The organism is Rhizobium anhuiense bv. trifolii (genome assembly GCF_024346605.1).
Lineage (GTDB): Bacteria > Pseudomonadota > Alphaproteobacteria > Rhizobiales > Rhizobiaceae > Rhizobium > Rhizobium anhuiense.
In genome coordinates this window covers 2,562,902-2,581,809 of the sequence record NZ_CP098803.1, presented here as the reverse complement: position 1 = coordinate 2,581,809, position 18,908 = coordinate 2,562,902, and the positions used below count along the sequence as shown (strand labels likewise).

Here is an 18,908-nt window from a genome sequence, read left to right as displayed (position 1 = left end):
ATGCTCTGCCGGATCAACCTTCAAGCCGCGGCCGGCAACGGCCCGATATAGACAGAACGCGGGCGAATCAACCGGCCGTCGAGCGCTTGTTCGCGCGCATGCGCCAGCCAGCCGACGGTGCGGCCGATCGCAAAGACCCCGGTGAAGGCTTGACGCGGAAAGCCGAGGGCTTCGAGCAGCAGCGCGGTATAGAACTCGACATTAACGTCGAGCGGCCGGTTCGGCTTGCGCGCCTTGAGGATCGACAATGCAGCAGCCTCCACCGCTTCCGCCAGCGCGCTGCGAGCCCTGTTGACCTGTCCGGTTGATATCAGCGGCTTCAGTGCGCCCTTCAGCGCATCGGCACGCGGATCGCGGACACGATAGATACGGTGGCCGAAGCCCATCAGCCGTTCGCCGCGGTCGAGCGCTTCGCCGAGCCACGGGTAAGCGTTTTCCGCCGTTCCGATTGCATCCAGCATGTCGAGCACGGGACCGGGCGCGCCGCCATGCAGTGGTCCTTTCAGTGCGCTCAGTGCTGCGAGCACGGACGAGGTGAGGCCGGCCTGTGTCGAGGCGATGACGCGCGATGCGAAGGTCGAGGCGTTGAGGCCATGGTCTGATATCGTCACCAGATAGGCGTCGAGTGCCGCCGTCTGCTCTCTGCTCGACAATTTTCCGGTCAGCATGCGCAGGATATCGGCCGCCTGCGGCAGTGAAGCGTCGGGCGCGATCGGTTTTTTGCCGCGCTGCATGCGCAGAACCGCCGGAAGGAAGACTGCGGGCGCCGCCAGAAGGCTGAGCGCGGTATCGAAATCCTCGCCGTCGGGCAGCCGGGCGATCAACGCTCGCATCGCATCGACCGGAGGCAGGGCGAGCAGTGCGGCATCGGCAGCCTTGATATGGTCGAACACCCCGGTTCGCGCTTTGGCGAGCCAGCCGCGCAATTCGGCTTCATCGAAGCTTCGTTCCATCAGCCCGTCGAGCAACAGGGCGGCGACGCCTTCATAGGTACCGTCTGCGACCAGATGATCCAGCGATACGCCACGGATGATCAGCCGTCCCGCTTCGCCATCGACATCCGAGAGCTGCGTTTCGGCGGCGATGACATCTTCCAAGCCATTCGTCATGTTGTTTTCTCCTTTACGCCACGGATGATCCGACCTAGTCTCATTGACGTCAATCTTGATGTAAATGATCAATATGAGGTTCCGATGTCGTGGCTGACCGCCGAGGAGGCGCTACAGGCGCTGAAGACCAAGCCGCAGACGCTCTACGCCAATGTCAGCCGCGGGCGCATCCACGCCAAGCCCGATCCCTCCGATCCGCGCCGCAGCCTTTACCAGGCCAGCGACGTGCAGAGGCTTGCCGAACGCCATGCCGGCCGCCGCAAGGCCGAAACGGTTGCGGCCGAGACGATAAGGTGGGGCGATCCGGTTCTCCCCTCGGCAATCTCGACCATCACAGGCGGACGGCTTTTCTATCGCGGCCGGGATGCGGCCGATTTCGCTGACGTCGCGACGCTGGAGCAGACGGCAGCACTGCTCTGGAACGGCGCGGAAGCCTTCCTCTCCGGGAGCAGAACCGGAAATACCTCTCCGTCGCTTCAGGCGGCCTTCCGGGCGTTGGCAGGGCGGGTGACATCCGATCTACCGTCGCTCGGCCGCTCACAGGCCGCACTTCGCCGTGAAGCAGGCGGGGTTCTCTGCACCCTCGCCGATGCGCTGGCCCCGGGGCCGCCGGAGCAGCCGTTGCATCTGCGGCTTGCTGCCAGCTGGCGGCGGCCGGATGCTGCCGATTGCCTGCGCCGCGCGCTGGTGCTGATGGCCGATCATGAACTCAACGCCTCCACCTTCGCGGCGCGGGTCACGGCATCGGCGGGTGCGGCCCTTTCCGCCGCCGTGCTTTCGGGACTGGCGACGCTGACAGGACCGCTGCATGGGGCCGCCTGGCAGGGCGTCGACGCCTTGATCGAGGCAGCAGCCGCCCTTGGGGCGGAGCAGGCGATCCGCCGCACGCTTGCCCAGGGCAATCGCCTGTCGGCCTTCGGCCATCCGCTCTATCCCGATGGCGACATCAGGGCTCTGGCGCTGCTGCCGCACTTTCCCCTGCCGCCGCAGTTTGCCGCGGTTCGGGAAACCGGCGAGGAGATGGTCGGCGAGAGGGTCAATGTCGATTTCGCGCTTGCTGCGATGGCAGCCGCTTTCGATCTCCCGAGGGAGGCGCCGATCATCATTTTCTCGCTTGCCCGTTCCGCCGGCTGGCTTGCGCATGCGATGGAGCAGATCGACAGCGGCGAATTGATCCGGCCGCGGGCGCGTTATGTCGGACCGGCACCTGAAACGGACCGCAGAACTTAAGAATTCCGCCGCTTCGCTTTTTTGCCTAGGGAAATATCCGAATTCGGCTATCATGCCGCACATGGAAGAAGACGGTTGGCGGGGCGCTTTCGAAAAGCTGTCCCGCGCGGTCAAGGGGACTTTCCATGAATAGGACGCTTCGTAGCCTGCTTGCCGCCGCACTCGCTGTCGGCCTCATTCCGTATGTGGTGGCCGTTGCGCAGTCTGCCGGCTGCACGGTCTCGCGTGATGCCGGCGCCCGCCAGGTGCTCAGTTGTCCAGGTGGTGTCACGGTAACGGCGGAGGCCGGCGCGGTCTACAGCCTCGTCGACCGCAACCGCGACGGCAGCCCTGATTCGGCGGCGTTGCGCCGCAAGGCGATCCTCGTCGATGTCGACAGCACGCAGCATGCCGGCGGGTTCCAGGTCGTGACGCCGCAGGCGATCGCCGCCGTGCGCGGCACTCAATGGGCTGTCGATGTCGCGGGTGGCAAGACCTCGGTGCTGGTCGTCAGAGGCAGCGTCGCGGTCCGCCGGCCGGCCGGCGAGCCGGTGGTGCTGTCGCCGGGTGAGGGCGTCGATGTCAGCGGCGGAACCGAACCACTCGTCGTGCGTCGCTGGCCGGCGCCGCGCGCCGCCGCCCTTCTTGCCCGCCTTGGCCAATAAATCCTATGAACCACCGCCTGCAGACTGTGATCGCGCTGCTGCTCGCCGGTCTTTGGGCGGCAGCACTCGGCTATACCAATCTCAATGCCGGAAGCGGCATTCTCGACCGGATGGAGGCCTCGCTTGCCGATATCCGCAGCGTCATCGTCGGGGCGAAGACACCGCCTCCTGTTGTCTCGATCGTTGCGATCGACGACCGCACCGCCGGGGCGCATGGTTATCCCCTAAATCGGGCGACGCTTGCGCGCCTCATCGAGGCGATCACCGCGCTGAAGCCGAAAGCCGTGGCCATCGATATTCTGCTGGTCGATCCGGGGCCGGAGGAGGGCGACGCGGCACTGACCTCAGCCCTTCGCCAGGGACCGAGCGTGATTGCGGCTGCGGCCACCTTTGCACAGAGCCGGCAGCGCGTGAGCGATACCGCCGACGATCCGCTTGCCGCCATCCCTGAGGCAAACCAGCTTCTCCTGCCGCTTCCCCGTTTCGCCGAGGCAGCCGCGGTCGGCATCGTCAATGTCGCAACCGACCAGACCGGCACGCCGCGCTTCATTCCGCTGATCTCGCGTACCGCAGAGCGGCTGGATCCGGCTTTTCCGCTGCGTGTCGCTTCAGTGGCGCTCGGCGTCAATCCCACCATCGAACCCGACGCCATCATGCTCGGAAAGCTGCGCATTCCCACCGATATCGGCCAGCGGTTGCCGGTGACTTTCTACGGCGGGCACGGCAGAATCGCCACCTTCAGCGCCGCCGATGCATTGGATGGCAAGCTTTCGGCGGATGCGATCGCCGGCCGCATCGTCGTCATCGGTTCGACGGTCACTGGTGGCGGCGACGTCTTTCCGACGCCGTTCGATCCCGTCATGCCAGGTGTCGAGGTAATGTCGACGGCGATTACCCATCTCGTCACCGGCGACGGCATGGTGCGCGACCACAGGATAAGGCTGATCGATGCCGCCACCGCCATCGGTCTGACGGTCGTGCTCGTTTCGCTGGTCGCCTGGCGCCGCAGTGCGGCAGGCTATGTCATCATCGTGCTGACGCTCATCGTCTGGGCGATGCTCAATCTGTCGGCCTATGCGCATGGCTACTGGCTGAGTGCGGCGCTGCCGATCGCCGCAGCGCTGCCGCCGGCGCTGATCTTCGGCGCGGCCGAACTCTGGCGCGACCGTGGCCGCGCCCGCCATTATGCCGAACAGAGCGCGCTCCTGCAGCGCATCGAGGCGCCCGGCCTCGGCGAGTGGCTGGCGCGCGATCCGAATTTCCTCGCCACGCCGGTGCGCCAGAACGCCGCCGTCATCTTCATCGATCTCTCGGGCTTTACCGGCCTCAGCGAAACCGTCGGACCGGTGGCGGTGAGCAAGGTGCTGAGCGGCTTCTTCGAACTGATCGACGAGGAGGCGCGCGCCCATGGCGGCGCCATCACCAGCTTCATGGGCGACGGGGCGATGATCCTGTTCGGCCTGCCGGAACCCTCCGATGACGATGCCGCCCGGGCTGCTGCCTGCGCAGTGAGCCTGTGTGAGCGCACGCGGGCCTGGCTTCAAGCGCATGCGGGCTTCGCCCAAAAGAAGATCGGCTTCAAGGTCGGCGCCCATTGCGGGCCGATCGTCGCCTCGCGTCTCGGTACCGGCGACCGGCAGCAGATCACCGCGGCAGGCGACACCATCAATGTCGGCAGCCGCCTGATGGAAGTGGCCGCCCGCCATGGCGTCGAGCTGGCGCTGAGCGCCGAAATCGTCCGCGCGGCAGGCCCCGACAGCGTGCTTGCGCAGTCCGGCCGGATGGAGGGACCGTTGGAAACGACGCTGCGCGGTCGGGCGAGCCACATCGACGCGTGGCTGTGGCGTAGCCGCACGCTTTGACAATCGCCGCGGGAGCGGTTAGGAACGGCGCAAATACCCCGCCGGCTGGCTCCGGCCATGGCGCAGTCACGCGCCTGACAGCTCCGAAAGATCGAACCCATGACAGAATTCAACGGCGTCGTCCCGGCGATCGCCAAGGCGTTGCAGAAGCGCGGTTACGCCGAACTCACCCCGGTGCAAAAGGCGATGCTCGATCCGGCGCTCGCCGCTTCCGATGCGCTGGTCTCGGCCCAGACCGGTTCCGGCAAGACTGTCGCCTTCGGCCTGGCGCTGGCGCCGACGCTGCTCGAAGGCCGAGAGCGCTTCGGCAATGCCGGCGCGCCGCTCGCCCTCGTCATCGCCCCGACGCGCGAGCTTGCCCTGCAGGTGAAGCGTGAGCTCGAATGGCTCTACGAAATGACCGGCGCGGTGATATCAAGCTGCGTCGGCGGCATGGACATCCGCAGCGAGCGTCGCTCGCTCGAGCGCGGCGCCCATATCGTCGTCGGCACGCCCGGCCGGCTCTGCGACCATATCCGCCGCAGGGCGCTCGATATGTCTGAGCTGAAGGCTGCCGTGCTCGACGAGGCCGACGAGATGCTCGATCTCGGCTTCCGCGAGGACCTGGAATTCATTCTCGATTCGGCGCCGGACGAACGCCGCACCTTGATGTTTTCGGCAACGGTGCCGGCGGCGATCGCCAAGCTTGCCAAGAGCTACCAGCGCGATGCCGTGCGCATCAGCACCGCGGCCGAGGAAAAGCAGCATGTCGACATCGAATATCGCGCGCTCATGGTGGCGCCCAGCGACCGCGAGAACGCGATCATCAACGTGCTGCGCTATCATGAGGCGACCAACGCCATCGTCTTCTGCTCGACGCGCGCTGCCGTCAACCATCTGACTGCGCGGTTCAACAACCGCAATTTCGCCGTGGTGGCGCTTTCCGGTGAGCTGACGCAGAACGAGCGCAGCCATGCGCTGCAGGCGATGCGCGACGGACGTGCCCGCGTCTGCATCGCGACCGACGTCGCCGCCCGCGGCATCGACCTTCCGGGTCTCGATCTCGTCATCCATGCCGACCTGCCGACCAATCCGGAAACGCTGCTGCACCGCAGTGGCCGCACCGGCCGGGCCGGGCGCAAAGGCATCAGCGCCATGATCGTGCCGCTGAACGCACGTCGCAAGGCCGAGCGCCTGCTCGAAAATGCCGGAATTTCGGCTGCCTGGGCGCGGCCGCCTTCGGCCGAGGAGGTGAGCGAGCGCGACGATGAACGTCTGCTTGCCGACCCGATCTTCAACGAAACACCGCAGGAAGAAGAACAGGGGCTGGTGCAGCAGCTTCTCGCCAGCCACGGCGCCGAAAAGCTTGCCGCCGCCTTCCTGCGTCTATACCGCACCAATCATTCGGCGCCGGAGGATCTCATTGAGGTTACCGTGCAGGACGAGCGCAACCGCAAGCGCCGCGACAATGCCGAGCCGTACGAGCCTGCGCAGAAGGGACCGCGTGAGGATTTCGGCGCCAGCGTCTGGTTCTCTATCTCGGTCGGGCGCAAGCAGAATGCCGAGCCGCGCTGGCTGATCCCGATGCTCTGCCGCAACGGCAATGTGACGAAGCGCGAGATCGGCGCGATCAAGATGCAGCCCGAGGAAACTTTCGTGGAGATCGCCGCGGCGAGCGCCGAAAGCTTCCAGGCGGCGATCGGACCGAACAAGGCACTCGAACGCGGCATCCGCGTGACTCGGCTTTCGGGCACACCGGATTTCAGCCGGGCGCCGTCGCCGAAACCCTATGCCGGCAAGCCATCCCGTGACGAGCGTCCGGACGACTCATTCCGCAACGAGCGGCCGAAGAACAAGTTCGGCAAGGGTCCGGGCGGCGGATATGCTGCGGCTGACAATGCCGGCGGGGAAAGACGGGATAGCAAGCCCTGGAGCAAAAAGCCGGGCAAGCCTGCTTTCGATGGCCCGAAATCCGACAAGCCGAAATTCGACAAACCGAAATTCGAAGGCGTGAGGTCTGAGGCCCCCAGACATGAGGGCAAGGGCGGCGGACCGAAGGCCAAATTTTCAAAAAAGAAGCCCGGCTGATCTTGCTGCTACAGCGCTGGATGCTGCAGCAGTTTGAATCGCGGGACCCCTTCGCCAGTTCGGGCGAAGGGCCTTGGGTCGTATTCCTCGGGGAGCTCCTGTGATGGTGGAAACAACGATCCTCAGCGTTCCGGTTTTCAGTATGCTCTGCAATGAGGCCTTCCGGCTGCGGCGTGCCGTTTTCGTGCATGAGCAAAAGGTTCCCGAAGCCGAAGAATTCGATGCCGACGATCTCAGCGCCCACCATCTCGTCGCCCTCACGGCGGGCGAAGTCTCCGGCACGCTGCGGGTCATTTACGCCGAGGAACATGTGAAGATCGGCCGTGTCGCGGCATCGCGGCTGATATGATCGGGCGGGCGATGGACCTGCATCGCAGCGCGCGCGACAACCGCTTCTATCTCACAGCGCAGGCCGGCAAGCTACCGCTCTATGAACGTTTTGGTTTCGTCGCCTATGGCACGGAATTTCTCGATGGTGGCATGCCGCATCTCGCCATGAAGAACTACTGAACCATCGGGCTCAGCCAGGCAGGAGAGACAATGAAACGCCCGGTCATCTCGCAACCCGATCCAGTCGCCTTCATCAAGGCCAATCTGCCGATATCAGCCGTTCCCTGCATTCCCGAGATCCGGCTCCATACCGCAGGCCCCGCGAGCGGGCTCTGGCGGCTTGCAGGCCGCGGAGAAGCCGATCCGGCGCCTTATTGGGCCTATCCCTGGGCCGGCGGCGCTGTGCTTGCCCGCCATCTGCTCGACCAGCCGGAGACGGTCGGGGGCCGCCGTGTCCTCGATCTCGGCGCCGGCTCCGGGCTCGTCGCCATCGCGGCGGCCAAAGCCGGCGCAGTGGCGGTGACGGCGGTCGATATCGATGCCAATGCCATTGCCGCAACCGGCCTCAACGCGGCGATCAATGATGTGAACATCGTGGCCGTCGCCGCCGATATCATCGATGAACCGCCGCCGGAGACAGACCTTCTCGTGGTTGGCGACCTGTTCTACGAACCCACCCTTGCCTTGCGGGTCATGGCCTTCCTGTGGCGCTGTCAGACAAGCGGCATCGAGGTGCTGATTGGCGATCCCGAGCGGCCCTATCTGCCACAGCGAGAATTGAGTCGAATCGCGACCCATGCCGTTGCCGATTTCGGCGCCGGCACAGGCGGCGGGGCGGTGCCGGCAGGGGTCTTCACGCTCCGGCACCAGTTGAAGGCGGGGATTATGCCAGGAGGTCAGGCCGCAACAGCATGACCGGGCAGGGTGCGCCGGCCGGCAACTCACCCGCATGCGGGGGGCGGATGACGAGGCAGTCGGCTGCAGCGAAGACCTTCATCATCGAGGAATCCTGCTTGCCGAATGGTTCGGCGATCCAGCCGCCCGTGGCCGATTTCGCCAGTCTGGCGCGGAGATAATCCTGGCGATGATCGTTGGCTCGCAGCGATATGGCTGTCTCGGCTGTCGCCTCGCGCCGCACCGGCGGCAGCGATGCGAGCCGGCGGATCAGCGGCTCCAGGAACAGCAGGCTGCAGACCAGGCTGGAGACCGGATTTCCGGGCAGGCCGAGCACGTGGATCGGCCCGAGACTGCCGACCATCAGAGGCTTGCCCGGCCGCATGGCGATCTGCCAGAAATCGAGTTCCATGCCGGCAGCCGTCAGCGTCGCCCGCACCAGATCGTGGTCACCGACGGAGGCGCCGCCGATCGTCACGATCACATCGGCGCCGGCCGCCTCAGCCTTGCCGATCGCGGCGGTGATGGCTGCCTGGTCGTCAGGCGCAATGCCAAGATCGAGCACCTCGGCGCCGGCCTTGCGGGCGAGGGCGGCAATGCCGAAACCGTTCGAGGCGATGATCTGCGCCGGGCCGGGTTGGCTGCCTGGCGGCAACAGCTCGTCGCCGGTCGCAAGGATGGCGACCAGCGGCTTGCGTCGTACCTCCACCGTTGCATTGTTCATGCCGGCGGCAACCGTCAGCCGGGTGAAATCGAGCATCGTGCCTGCCGGCAGCACGGCTTCGCCCTCGACGAAATCCTGTCCGCGCGGGCGCACATGCTGGTTCTGACGCACGGGGAATGTCGTGCGGATGGTGCCGTCGTCCAGCCGTTCGGCATCCTCCTGCAACAGCACGCTATCGGCGCCCGAGGGAACCGGGGCGCCGGTGAAGATGCGAACAGTCTCGCCCTTGCCGACCTCGCCTTCGAAGGCACGGCCGGCAGCCGAGATGCCGATCAACCTCAGCACGGCGCCGGGCTCCGGTGCATCGTCGCGGCGCAGGGCATAACCATCCATAGCGGAGGAATTGAACGGCGGCTGCGTGAGCTTTGACGTGAGATCGCGGGCGAGCACACGGCCCTCGGCCTCGGCAAGGTCGAGCGTCTCGGAGGTTTCGACAGGTTTGGCGCGCGACAGCAAGCGGTTCTGCGCCTCGGCGACGGGCAGCAGGCTCATCGACCGGCCTCCGGATGACGGAAATCGCCTGACTTGCCGCCGGATTTTTCCAGCAGCCGGATGCCACCGATTTCCATCGTCCGGTCGGCAGCCTTGGCCATGTCGTAAATGGTGAGACAAGCGACTGATACGGCCGTCAGCGCTTCCATCTCGACACCGGTCCTGCCGGTCAGCTTGGCCATGGCCGTAACGCGCAGGCCGGGAAGAGCGGCGTCCTCTGATATATCGACCGTCACCTTGGTTAGCATCAGCGGATGGCAGAGCGGGATCAGATTGGCGGTCTGCTTGGCGGCCATGATGCCGGCAAGGCGGGCGGTGGCGATGACGTCGCCCTTCTTGGCGTTGCCGTCACGGATCAGCTTCAGGGTTTGCTCGGCCATGCGCACGTGGCCCTCGGCGGTGGCGATGCGGACCGTTTCCGCCTTGTCGCCGACATCGACCATATGGGCTTCGCCGGCAGCGCCGATATGGGTCAGACGGGGCTTCTCGCTGCCCATCTCACTCGGCCGCCAGCACGGCTTCGCCAAAGAGCAGCGCGCGGGTGGCGGCCGCCACGTCGTCCTTGCGCATCAGGCTTTCGCCGACCAGGAAGGTGTTGATGCCGCTGGCGGCCAGCCTTTTGCAATCGGCATGGGTGAAGACACCGCTTTCGCCGACCAGCAGCCGGTCGTCCGGCACCATTGATGCAAGCGCTTCGCTGACGGTGAGGCTGACCTCGAAGGTGCGGAGATTGCGATTGTTGATGCCGACGAGCGGCGAAGAGAGCTTCAGCGCCCGCTCCATCTCCTCGGCGTCGTGGACCTCGACCAGAACGTCCATGCCGAGGTCGAAGGCTTCGTCCTGCAGGCGCTCGACTTCATCATCCGACAGCGAAGCCATGATCAGCAAGATGCAGTCGGCGCCCCAGGCGCGGGCCTCGTGCACCTGATAGGTCTCGAACATGAAATCCTTGCGCAGTGCCGGCAGCGCGCAGGCCGCGCGGGCGGCCGTTAGAAATTCCGGCGCGCCCTGGAAGCTCGGCCTGTCGGTCAGGACGGACAGGCAGGCGGCACCGCCGGCCTCATAGGCGCTCGCCAGCGACGGCGGATCGAAATCCGGACGGATGAGACCCTTCGAGGGGCTCGCCTTCTTGATCTCGGCGATGAGGCCGAAATTGCCGGCATCACGCTTGGCCACGAGCGCCTTGTGAAAACCGCGCGGGGCGGATTGACCGGCCTGCATCGCCTTCAAGTCGGCGAGCGACACCGTCGCCTTTGCGGCGGCAATCTCTTCACGCTTGTAGAGTTCGATCTTCTTCAGGATATCGGTCATCGGGCAATCCTAGTCGATATCGTTGGAAACGGCGATGAGTTTGTCGAGGGCGAGCGCGGTGGCGCCGCTATCCAGCGACTGCGCGGCAAGCGTCATGCCGTCGCGGATCGTCCCGGCCTTGCCCGCGATGACCAGTGAGGCGGCGGCATTGGCGAGCGAGACATCGCGATAGGCATTCTTGGCGCCGCCGAGCACCTCGCGAAGCGCTGCGGCGTTGGCAACACCGTCACCGCCCTTGATGTCGGCGAGCACGCAAGGGCTGACGCCGAAATCGGCGGGCGACAGCTCGAAGGTGCGGATCTTGCCGTCCTCGAGCGCCGCGACTTGTGTGACGCCGGTGGTGGTGATCTCGTCGAGGCCGTCGCCATGGACCACCCAGACGCATTCGGAGCCGAGATCGCGCATGACTTCGGCGAGCGGCACCAGCCATTGCGGCGAGAAGACGCCGAGCAGCTGGCGTCGGACGCCGGCCGGATTGGAGAGCGGGCCGAGCAGGTTGAAGATCGTGCGCGTGCCGAGTTCGACCCGGGAGGGGCCGACATGGCGCATGGCGGAATGATGCATCTGCGCGAACATGAAGCCGACGCCGGCCTCCGCGATGCAGCGGGAGATGATCTCGGGGCTGACATCGAGCTTGACGCCGAGTGCGGCCAGATTGTCGGCCGCGCCCGATTTCGAACTCAGCGCCCGGTTGCCGTGCTTGGCGACGGGGACACCGGCGCCGGCGACGATCAGCGCCGCCAGCGTCGAGATATTGTAGGTGCCGCTGGCATCGCCGCCGGTGCCGACGATGTCGATCGCATCGGCCGGCGCCTCGACGGCCAGCATTTTCGCGCGCATCGCGGTGACGGCGCCGACGATCTCGTCGACGGTTTCGCCGCGCACGCGCAACGCCATCAGGAAGCCACCGATCTGCGAGGGCGTCGCCTGGCCCGACATCAGGATGTCGAAGGCGGCACGAGCCTCGTCACGCGTCAGCGGCTCGCGGCTTGCGGCCTTGGCCAGGAACGGCTTCAGATCGGTCATAAGGCCTCCTAGCGGACTGTCGCCTGTTCGGCGAGCTTCTGGTTGATCTGCGCGCCGTATTGCGTCTGCAGCAGGTTGACCATCTGATCGAGGATGTCGTCGCCGGCGGCATTGGCCATGGCGGTGATCTGGGCATCGCGGTTGTTCAGGACGTCGCCGGTCGGCTCACTGTTGACCTCGGTGACCTTCATCAGGATCTGCGTCGAGGGATCGGCGCCGACGGCGCTCGCGACCGTATCGACCGGGCCGGAGAAGGCGGCGGTGACGCCGGCGCGGCCGAGCACCGGATCGTCGGTGGAGCGGGTGACACCGCTCTTGCTTTCGACGGCGATGCCGAGCGGCGTTGCGATATCGGCAAGTGCCGTGCCCTTCGCCGCCTCGGCCTTCAATGCGTCGGCCTTCTTGGCGAGCTCGGCCTTCTGCTGTTCGGCGGTCCAGTCCTCGACGGCCTTTTCGCGCACCTCGGCGATCGGGCGATCGCGGTCCGGCGTGATTTCAAGGACGTTGAACCAGACATAGCCGTCATTGCCGATCGGCAGCGGCGGCGCATCGACGCCGACCTCGGTCTTGAAGGCTTCGCCGAGCAACTGCTGCTTGGCCGGGAGATCCTTGACCTCTTTGCCTTCCTTGTCGGCGCCGGTCATGTCGACGGCATCGACGGTGACGGCCTGGAGCTTCAGCTGACCGGCGATATCCTCGAGCGTGGAACCTCCGGCGCGCAGGTCTTCGATGCGGTCATGAACGTTGATCACCTCCTGAGAGGCGTTGGAAAGCGCCAGCTGCTTGCGGATATCCTCCTTCACCTCGTCGAAATTCTTCACCGTTTCCGGCTTGATGTTGGTGATGCGCAGGATGACGGCCCCGAAGGAGCCGTCGACCACAGGCGTCGTGCCGCCATCGCGCGAAACCGCGAAGGCTGCATTGGCAACGGCCTGGTCGGGAACCTTGTCCTTGGTGAATTCGCCGAGCAGCACGTCGCTTGCCGTCTTGCCCTGGTCGGAGACCAACTGATCGAAGCTGGTGCCGCTCTTCAGCGCCGTTTCGGCGGCGGCGGCAAGATCCTTGCTGGCGAAGGTCAACTGTTCGATGGTGCGGCTTTCCGGTGTGCGGTAGATATCCTTGCTCTTGTCGAACGTTTCGTGGATCTGATCGTCGGTGACGGTTGCAGCGTCGGCAATATCGGCGGGCTGCAGCTTGAGATAAATGAGCTTGCGGTATTCTGGCGCCCGATAACGCTGCTTGACACCTTCGAACCACGTCGCCAGCACGTCGTCGGCGGGCGCCTTGATCGGCTCGATATTGGCGTTGGTGAGCAGCAGGTAATCGACGCTGCGGCTTTCATTGCCATAAAGCTTCAAGGCGTCGACCAGCGTCTTCGGCGCGGTGAATCCGTTCGAGATGGCATCGACGACCTGGCTGCGGACGGCGACCTTGCTGCGCTCCTTGATGTAGTCGTCCTGGCGGATGTTGGCATTGCGCAGGCGCGAGACAAAGAGCTCACGGTCGAACTGGCCGTTGACGGCCTTGAAAGCCGGATCGTCGGCGATCAGCTGGGCGAGGCGATCCTCCGACAGGCCGAGGTTCATGTCTTCGGCGAGCTGATCGAGCGAGGCGCCGGCCACGAGCTGGGCAAGCACTTGCTGCTCGATGCCGAAGGCGCGGGCCTGCTCGGGGGTGAGGCGCATGCCGAACTGCTGGCTGAGGCTTGCCACCTGGCGCTGATAGGCGAGGTGGAATTCGTTGACGTCCACATGCTGATCGCCGACGGTCACGACCGTGGTGCTGTTGCCGCCCGTTAACAGCTCATGCGACACGCCCCAGACACCGAAGGAGACGACGAGCAAAAGCAGCAGGAGCTTGGCAACCCAGGTCTGAGCAGCTCTTCTCAGGATATGGAACATGGAAACGCAAACCTCGCAGTATCATTGAGCCGCGCGCCGGCGGACATTCGACGTTCCTTAAAACAAACCCGACAGGAAATGAAGGGTTTGTCGCGCGAAAAGCTGCACAAGGCGGCTGCCCGGCCGCGGCGGCTTTGCGGCGAACAAAAGATCGGTTGCGGCGGAACTTTTCGGGCCGCCATTTCGTTGAAGCGGCATCCCATGAAACAGGAGCAGACCATGGCAGAATTGAAAACCGCTTCCGCCGAATCCACCGCCGCGCGTGTCAAGGCTGATATCGCAGCAGACGATCTGTCGGCGCAGGTCGCAGCCCTTCGCAACGATCTCTCCCGGCTGACGGAAAGCGTGGTCGCGCTGGGGCAGGGCGCAAAATCGGCGGTGACGGACGAGGCTTCGGTAATGACCGAACGGCTGCGCGACAAGGTGCGCGAAGAACCGCTCATGGCACTCGCGGTGACGGCAGGCATTGCCTATGTGTTCGGCCTGCTCAGCCGCCGCTGAACGGGAATTCAGAGCTCAAGAAAAAGCCGGACGTCATCAACGCCCGGCTTTCGATATGTCTAACGCGCAGATTGAGGCCAGCGGCCGGGGTCAGCGGCGGATGAGACGGCCGATGAAAATCAGGATGCAGGCACCGATAAAACCGGTGATCAGATAGCCCAGCCAACCGGCAAGCGGCTGGATGTGTAACAGACCCAGGATCCAGTTGGCGACAATGGCGCCGACGATGCCGAGCAATATGTTCATGAGCAAGCCCATGTTGCTGCTCATGACCTTTTCCGCCAGCCATCCGGCGATACCGCCGATGATGATGGCTGCAATCCAACCCACGCCTGCGTTTTCCATGGTTATCTCCCTCCTGGCAAAACGAGTCACAGAATGCACGAAACGAGAGGAAGTTCCACTCCCAGTTACCGAGATTGCTTGCGGGTTCAGCAACTTATGTGACTCAGGGCTGCAGCACGGTGACCGGGGAGTTCAGCACGTAGGCGGCTATCTGAAACAGCAGGCCTGATATGGCGAGAATTGCGAATCCCAAAGGCATGATCAGACTTTTCGTAAACATCTTTCCTCTCCCCTATGCTTAAAGCATAAGCTGAAGCGGACGACGCGCAAGATTATTACTAATAAATAGTTAAGCGCTGCATTTGAGTAAAACTTAAGATATCAAAATGACACAACCTGTTCTTTTGCGACACGGATTAATAAATACTCGAATAGCTGGCGACGAGTCGTGCGATAGATGACTAGTGAATGTTATTCTTGCTTTGAAAAGACTGCGGTCAAACTCGCGATGACAAGCAATGCCTCCGGGGGAGTACACTTCAATATTTTACGGCGTTTTGGGATTAACCCAACCCGTCGGCCGTTCGCTCCGTTGGAAATACGCAGGATTAATTCCGTGGCGGGGCGAAATTTGTTTCCAGGCGCAAATGAAGCAATTCCGGTGATGGACGGAGTTCAGAATAACTTCGCCGTCATGCCAGCCCCGACGGATTGATTTTGCCACGAAGCGCATCATTTTATCCAGAAGCCATTCGATCCGGGGGAAACACTCGATGTCAAAAGCTGCAATCGCCATCGCCTGCATCTGCCTGCTCACCCTTTCCGGCTGCGGCAATACCGCATACGGGCTGAAGAAGGATGGACAGGAAGCGAGCCACGCAATGGACAACGCGACCCATCGGGTGCTTTCGGCCGGCGCCAAGAAGTGATGCGTATTAATCGCTAAAAAAGCCCGCCTGGGGTGAGGCGGGCTTCAAATAACAGGGAGAATGGACGGATGGAAGCCGTCTCGTCTAATAAAGCATTTCCTTAAGCGTATGGCTTTACGTCATTCGACGTAGCCGCGACCGGCAACGATCCGATGCGACCATGTCTCGGAATCGAATCAGAAGTTGCCCCAGTTCTGGGCGCGGGCACGGGCGCGAATAATCCGGTATTCGCGACCGCCATAGAGCGAGCCGATTGTCAGCAGAAGTGTCAGAACGTCCCAGATGATATGCATGTTATCCTCTTAGGTTGGACGGCTCTGCCGTCGATCGGTGAAGCTACAATAGCAATCTTTCGAATGTGCTTATATGACAAGAAATCGGGATAAGCGGAAAAGCGGGCAGGGCGCTCCCGCAGAGGAGAGGCGGCGTCACCGCCTTGGAGCAGCAAGGTGAACAGATTACCGGACGGCGGCCGATGACGATTTTTTCCGTCCGCCACATAACGTCCTATCGTTACGTCAGGGCGGTCGATTTCGGCGAGCATCGCCTGATGTTCCGGCCGCGCGACAGTTTCGACCAGCGGCTGATCGAAGCGTCGTTGACGACCTATCCCGAGGAAAGTCATGTCCGCTGGATCCACGATGTTTTCGGCAATTGCGTGGCGCTCATCGATATTTCGAGGCCAGCGTCCGAGCTTCGCTTCGAAACCTGGATCACCCTCGATCATACGCCCCAGGTCGCCCTGGATCTCAAGGTCGACGAGGCGGCCCTGATTTATCCATTCTCCTACGACAAGGAGGAGATTGCCGATCTGACGCCGGCAATGCAGCGCCATTATCCCGATCCGAACGACGAGGTCGGACGCTGGGCACGGCAGTTCGTGCGCCAGGGGCGTCCGACGGAAACCGGGCATCTGCTGATGACGCTCTGTTACGCCATTCGGGAAAGCTTCGTCTATCAGCGCCGGATGGAACATGGAACACAGACCCCGGTGCAGACCTTGCAGCTTCGCTCCGGCACCTGCCGGGATTTCGCGCTTTTGATGATGGAGGCCGCCCGCGTCCTTGGGCTCGCGGCGCGCTTCGTCACGGGCTATGTCTATGTTCCCGACCGGGACGGCTCCACGGTGCTCGGCGGCGGTTCCACCCATGCATGGTGCCAGATCTATCTCCCCGGCGCCGGCTGGGCGGAGTTCGATCCGACCAACGGGATCGTCGGCAACCGCGATCTCATTCGTGTCGCGGTTGCCCGCGATCCGCGCCAGGCAGTCCCGTTGAGCGGCAGCTATGATGGCGACGGGGCGGATTTCGACAGCATGACGGTGCAGGTCAACGTCACCACGAGATAATCTCGATTCTCTCCGAGGTAATCCGGATTACCTCCGAGATAATCTTCCGGGGCAATCTCGGATCACCACCAAGTCTCTGTATGGTGACAGTTGTCCCTTGCGGGAACCGGGTAGCGCGATCAACGTTCCATACTCACCTCCGCACATGCGGAGCCGCGATAGGGAAGCCACAATGAAGATACGCGCCGGGTTTCATCTGGGCTACGAATGCACGCAACCAACGCCGATGCTGCTCGTCCTCAACATCCATCCCTCTCGGCGCGCCGATCTGCTGAGTGAGCAGGTCCTGACATTCGACCGGCCGATCGAGGCCTGGGAATATACCGACGGGTTCGGCAATGCCTGCAGCCGGATCGTCGCCCCGCCGGGACTGACGACCATTTCCACCGAATTCGAGATCTACGACAGCGGGCAACCCGATATTGTTCCCGATGATGCGGTCCAGCACGCGATCAATGACCTGCCGGACGATGTGCTGGTTTTCCTGCTCGGCAGCCGCTATTGCGACACCGACAGGCTGGCAGATTTTGCCTGGGCAACCTTCTCGTCGACGTCGCTCGGCTGGACGCGCGTCCAGGCAATCTGCGATTTCGTCCACGACCATATCACCTTCGATTACCAGAAGGCCGACCTCCTGCGCACCGCCCATGGCGGCTTCACCGATAAGGCGGGCGTGTGCCGTGACTTTGCCCATCTCGCCATCGCGCTGTGCCGGTGCATGAATATCCCGGCCCGATATTGCACCGGCTATCTCGGCGATATCGGCGTGCCGATCGATCCCAACCCGATGGATTTCAGCGCCTGGTTCGAAGTCTTTCTCGGCGGCCACTGGCATACGGTCGACGCCCGCCACAATACGCCGCGCATCGGCAGAATATTGATGGGAACCGGCCGCGACGCCACGGATGTCGCGATGTCGACGGCCTTCGGGCCGGCAACGCTTTCCCGTTTCGAGGTGATCACCGAGGAAGTGCCGCAGGAGGCACCCAGGAACGATTGATGGTGGGCGACGGAGATCCTATGCCTTCTTCAAAAACTCGGTTTTCAGCACGAGACCTTTGACCTGCTTGGTGCTGCATTCGATCTCACCGGGATTGTCGGTGAGGCGAATGCCCTTGACCAGCGTTCCGCGCTTCAGCGTCTCCGAAGTTCCTTTGACCTTGAGGTCCTTGATCAGCGTTACGGAATCGCCGTCGTGAAGCTGGCTTCCGTTGCTGTCTTTTACGATAATGTCGTCAGCCATGATGTCCTCGCTTGTTGATGCGAGACGGGAAATCACGGCGACATGGCATAGTCAACCTTAGGCGGCCTTCAATCACATAGCCGCGCAGACATCCCGGACACACTCGCGCAGCCAGAGATGGGCGGGATCGGCATCCATCCTGGGGTGCCAAAGCAAGGAAATCGTGATCTCAGGCGTCGGAACGGGCAGGGGAAAACTATGCATCCCCGCGCGCAGCGATTCCGTGTGACGCTCGGGCACGCTGGCGATCAGATCGGAGGTTCGGGCGAGCGCCAGCGCCGTGGAAAAGCCGCCGACGATCGTGGCGACCTGCCTGTCCAACCCGAGCGCATTCAGGGCTTCATCGATCGGCCCCTTGTCGAGCCCGCGCCTGGAGACAATGATGTGCCGGCCGGCCGCGTAACGGGGAGGCGTGATCTCGCCTTCGCTGAGCGGATGGCCCCTGCGCACCACGCCGATGAAACGGTCCCGGAACAAGGCCTGCGCCCGCACCTCCGGACTGGTCGTATCGCCGACGACGCCGGTTTCGAGATCGACGGTACCGTCGCGCAGCGGACTGCTGTCCTTATCCGGCTTCTGCATGAAGCGCAGCCGGACGCCTGGCGCTTCCCGGCTGAGGCGGGCGATGAGATCGGGACCGAAATTCTCGGCGAAGCCTTCGCTGCTGCGCAGTGTAAACGTCCGGACCAAGCTTTGGAGGTCGAGCGCCTCCAAGGGCCGCAGCACCGCCTGCGCCTCCTCGACGACCCGACCGACCCGCTCGCGCAGTTCGAGCGCCCGTGGCGTGGGAACGAGGCCGCGGCCGGCGCGCACCAGCAGCGGATCACCCGTCGTCTCCCGCAATCGGGCCAGCGCCCGACTCATCGCCGACGGGCTCAGCCGCAGCCTGCGGGCGGCGCGCGCAACGCTGCCTTCTGCAAGCAGGACGTTCAGGGTGACGAGCAGGTTGAGATCGGGTGTCGACATGCATCCGATATAACATGGTTTCATCATGATGTGGCGTCAGACGCAT

At 63.7% G+C, this 18,908-nt stretch carries 18 protein-coding genes and 1 pseudogene; 10 read left to right on the top strand and 9 right to left on the bottom strand.

Features of this window, described 5'->3' with window-relative positions:
• Positions 1-20: 20 nt before the first annotated feature.
• Positions 21-1,109 carry a citrate synthase/methylcitrate synthase gene (locus NE851_RS21470; RefSeq protein ID WP_254957475.1) on the bottom strand — a complete coding sequence of 363 codons (1,089 nt, stop codon included), beginning with the start codon at positions 1,107-1,109 and terminating at the stop codon, positions 21-23.
• Positions 1,110-1,193: 84 nt separating this feature from the next.
• On the opposite strand from NE851_RS21470, the gene NE851_RS21465 reads away from it, so the two are divergent.
• From NE851_RS21465 to NE851_RS21440, 6 genes and pseudogenes are all read left to right on the top strand, one after another.
• Entirely contained in the window at positions 1,194-2,339 is a 1,146-nt protein-coding gene (locus NE851_RS21465) for a citrate synthase (RefSeq protein ID WP_254957474.1), read from the top strand.
• A gap of 125 nt (positions 2,340-2,464) precedes the next feature.
• On the top strand, positions 2,465-2,983 hold the full coding sequence (locus NE851_RS21460) for a FecR domain-containing protein (RefSeq protein ID WP_254957473.1): 519 nt from the start codon (positions 2,465-2,467) through the stop codon (positions 2,981-2,983).
• A gap of 5 nt (positions 2,984-2,988) precedes the next feature.
• Complete coding sequence (locus NE851_RS21455) at positions 2,989-4,845, top strand: CHASE2 domain-containing protein (RefSeq protein ID WP_254957471.1); 1,857 nt, start codon at positions 2,989-2,991, stop codon at positions 4,843-4,845.
• 99 nt (positions 4,846-4,944) lie between these two features.
• On the top strand, positions 4,945-6,912 hold the full coding sequence (locus NE851_RS21450) for a DEAD/DEAH box helicase (RefSeq protein WP_254957469.1): 1,968 nt from the start codon (positions 4,945-4,947) through the stop codon (positions 6,910-6,912).
• 100 nt (positions 6,913-7,012) lie between these two features.
• A pseudogene (locus tag NE851_RS21445) lies at positions 7,013-7,422 on the top strand (GNAT family N-acetyltransferase).
• A 30-nt stretch (positions 7,423-7,452) separates the two neighbouring features.
• On the top strand, positions 7,453-8,157 hold the full coding sequence (locus NE851_RS21440; protein ID WP_097544307.1) for a class I SAM-dependent methyltransferase: 705 nt from the start codon (positions 7,453-7,455) through the stop codon (positions 8,155-8,157).
• On the opposite strand, the gene NE851_RS21435 is transcribed toward NE851_RS21440, so the two are convergent.
• The 5 genes from NE851_RS21435 to NE851_RS21415 are packed head-to-tail and all read right to left on the bottom strand — an operon-like array spanning position 8,126 to position 13,590.
• Positions 8,126-9,352: a molybdopterin molybdotransferase MoeA gene (locus NE851_RS21435; RefSeq protein WP_097544306.1), complete on the bottom strand. Its 1,227-nt coding sequence runs from the start codon at positions 9,350-9,352 to the stop codon at positions 8,126-8,128. The genes NE851_RS21440 and NE851_RS21435 overlap by 32 nt on opposite strands.
• Positions 9,349-9,849, bottom strand: a complete 501-nt coding sequence (moaC, locus tag NE851_RS21430; RefSeq protein WP_047615240.1) for a cyclic pyranopterin monophosphate synthase MoaC — start codon at positions 9,847-9,849, stop codon at positions 9,349-9,351. The genes NE851_RS21435 and moaC overlap by 4 nt, the downstream gene beginning before the upstream one ends.
• Position 9,850: 1 nt before the next feature.
• The gene (trpC, locus tag NE851_RS21425) at positions 9,851-10,663 is read right to left on the bottom strand and encodes an indole-3-glycerol phosphate synthase TrpC (protein WP_254957463.1); all 813 of its coding nucleotides are present in this window, start codon (positions 10,661-10,663) and stop codon (positions 9,851-9,853) included.
• 9 nt (positions 10,664-10,672) lie between these two features.
• Positions 10,673-11,689 carry an anthranilate phosphoribosyltransferase gene (gene trpD, locus NE851_RS21420; RefSeq protein ID WP_047615237.1) on the bottom strand — a complete coding sequence of 339 codons (1,017 nt, stop codon included), beginning with the start codon at positions 11,687-11,689 and terminating at the stop codon, positions 10,673-10,675.
• An 8-nt stretch (positions 11,690-11,697) separates the two neighbouring features.
• Positions 11,698-13,590 (bottom strand): peptidylprolyl isomerase, encoded by a 1,893-nt coding sequence (locus NE851_RS21415; RefSeq protein WP_063473960.1) that lies wholly within the window; start codon positions 13,588-13,590, stop codon positions 11,698-11,700.
• 219 nt (positions 13,591-13,809) lie between these two features.
• On the opposite strand from NE851_RS21415, the gene NE851_RS21410 reads away from it, so the two are divergent.
• The gene (locus NE851_RS21410; RefSeq protein ID WP_047615451.1) at positions 13,810-14,091 is read left to right on the top strand and encodes a hypothetical protein; all 282 of its coding nucleotides are present in this window, start codon (positions 13,810-13,812) and stop codon (positions 14,089-14,091) included.
• A gap of 90 nt (positions 14,092-14,181) precedes the next feature.
• Here the strand turns inward: NE851_RS21410 and NE851_RS21405 are convergent, their stop codons facing one another.
• Positions 14,182-14,436, bottom strand: a complete 255-nt coding sequence (locus NE851_RS21405; RefSeq protein WP_047615234.1) for a GlsB/YeaQ/YmgE family stress response membrane protein — start codon at positions 14,434-14,436, stop codon at positions 14,182-14,184.
• Positions 14,437-15,149: 713 nt separating this feature from the next.
• Between NE851_RS21405 and NE851_RS21400 the strand changes: the two genes are divergently transcribed.
• From NE851_RS21400 to NE851_RS21390, 3 genes are all read left to right on the top strand, one after another.
• Entirely contained in the window at positions 15,150-15,305 is a 156-nt protein-coding gene (locus NE851_RS21400) for a hypothetical protein (RefSeq protein WP_018495827.1), read from the top strand.
• A 475-nt stretch (positions 15,306-15,780) separates the two neighbouring features.
• Positions 15,781-16,653 carry a transglutaminase family protein gene (locus NE851_RS21395; RefSeq protein ID WP_028759137.1) on the top strand — a complete coding sequence of 291 codons (873 nt, stop codon included), beginning with the start codon at positions 15,781-15,783 and terminating at the stop codon, positions 16,651-16,653.
• A 172-nt stretch (positions 16,654-16,825) separates the two neighbouring features.
• Complete coding sequence (locus NE851_RS21390; RefSeq protein WP_028759138.1) at positions 16,826-17,653, top strand: transglutaminase-like domain-containing protein; 828 nt, start codon at positions 16,826-16,828, stop codon at positions 17,651-17,653.
• Between the two features lie 18 nt (positions 17,654-17,671).
• On the opposite strand, the gene NE851_RS21385 is transcribed toward NE851_RS21390, so the two are convergent.
• Entirely contained in the window at positions 17,672-17,896 is a 225-nt protein-coding gene (locus NE851_RS21385; protein ID WP_003559525.1) for an alkylphosphonate utilization protein, read from the bottom strand.
• 72 nt (positions 17,897-17,968) lie between these two features.
• On the bottom strand, positions 17,969-18,862 hold the full coding sequence (locus NE851_RS21380; protein WP_254957438.1) for a LysR family transcriptional regulator: 894 nt from the start codon (positions 18,860-18,862) through the stop codon (positions 17,969-17,971).
• Between the last annotated feature and the right edge of the window lie 46 nt (positions 18,863-18,908).

Coding starts and splice junctions, on each gene's coding strand:
- NE851_RS21470 (WP_254957475.1), bottom strand. CDS start 1,109: ATGACGAATGGCTTGGAAGATGTCATCGCCGCCGAAACGCAGCTCTCG.
- NE851_RS21465 (WP_254957474.1), top strand. CDS start 1,194: ATGTCGTGGCTGACCGCCGAGGAGGCGCTACAGGCGCTGAAGACCAAG.
- NE851_RS21460 (WP_254957473.1), top strand. CDS start 2,465: ATGAATAGGACGCTTCGTAGCCTGCTTGCCGCCGCACTCGCTGTCGGC.
- NE851_RS21455 (WP_254957471.1), top strand. CDS start 2,989: ATGAACCACCGCCTGCAGACTGTGATCGCGCTGCTGCTCGCCGGTCTT.
- NE851_RS21450 (WP_254957469.1), top strand. CDS start 4,945: ATGACAGAATTCAACGGCGTCGTCCCGGCGATCGCCAAGGCGTTGCAG.
- NE851_RS21440 (WP_097544307.1), top strand. CDS start 7,453: ATGAAACGCCCGGTCATCTCGCAACCCGATCCAGTCGCCTTCATCAAG.
- NE851_RS21435 (WP_097544306.1), bottom strand. CDS start 9,352: ATGAGCCTGCTGCCCGTCGCCGAGGCGCAGAACCGCTTGCTGTCGCGC.
- moaC (WP_047615240.1), bottom strand. CDS start 9,849: ATGGGCAGCGAGAAGCCCCGTCTGACCCATATCGGCGCTGCCGGCGAA.
- trpC (WP_254957463.1), bottom strand. CDS start 10,663: ATGACCGATATCCTGAAGAAGATCGAACTCTACAAGCGTGAAGAGATT.
- trpD (WP_047615237.1), bottom strand. CDS start 11,689: ATGACCGATCTGAAGCCGTTCCTGGCCAAGGCCGCAAGCCGCGAGCCG.
- NE851_RS21415 (WP_063473960.1), bottom strand. CDS start 13,590: ATGTTCCATATCCTGAGAAGAGCTGCTCAGACCTGGGTTGCCAAGCTC.
- NE851_RS21410 (WP_047615451.1), top strand. CDS start 13,810: ATGGCAGAATTGAAAACCGCTTCCGCCGAATCCACCGCCGCGCGTGTC.
- NE851_RS21405 (WP_047615234.1), bottom strand. CDS start 14,436: ATGGAAAACGCAGGCGTGGGTTGGATTGCAGCCATCATCATCGGCGGT.
- NE851_RS21400 (WP_018495827.1), top strand. CDS start 15,150: ATGTCAAAAGCTGCAATCGCCATCGCCTGCATCTGCCTGCTCACCCTT.
- NE851_RS21395 (WP_028759137.1), top strand. CDS start 15,781: ATGACGATTTTTTCCGTCCGCCACATAACGTCCTATCGTTACGTCAGG.
- NE851_RS21390 (WP_028759138.1), top strand. CDS start 16,826: ATGAAGATACGCGCCGGGTTTCATCTGGGCTACGAATGCACGCAACCA.
- NE851_RS21385 (WP_003559525.1), bottom strand. CDS start 17,896: ATGGCTGACGACATTATCGTAAAAGACAGCAACGGAAGCCAGCTTCAC.
- NE851_RS21380 (WP_254957438.1), bottom strand. CDS start 18,862: ATGTCGACACCCGATCTCAACCTGCTCGTCACCCTGAACGTCCTGCTT.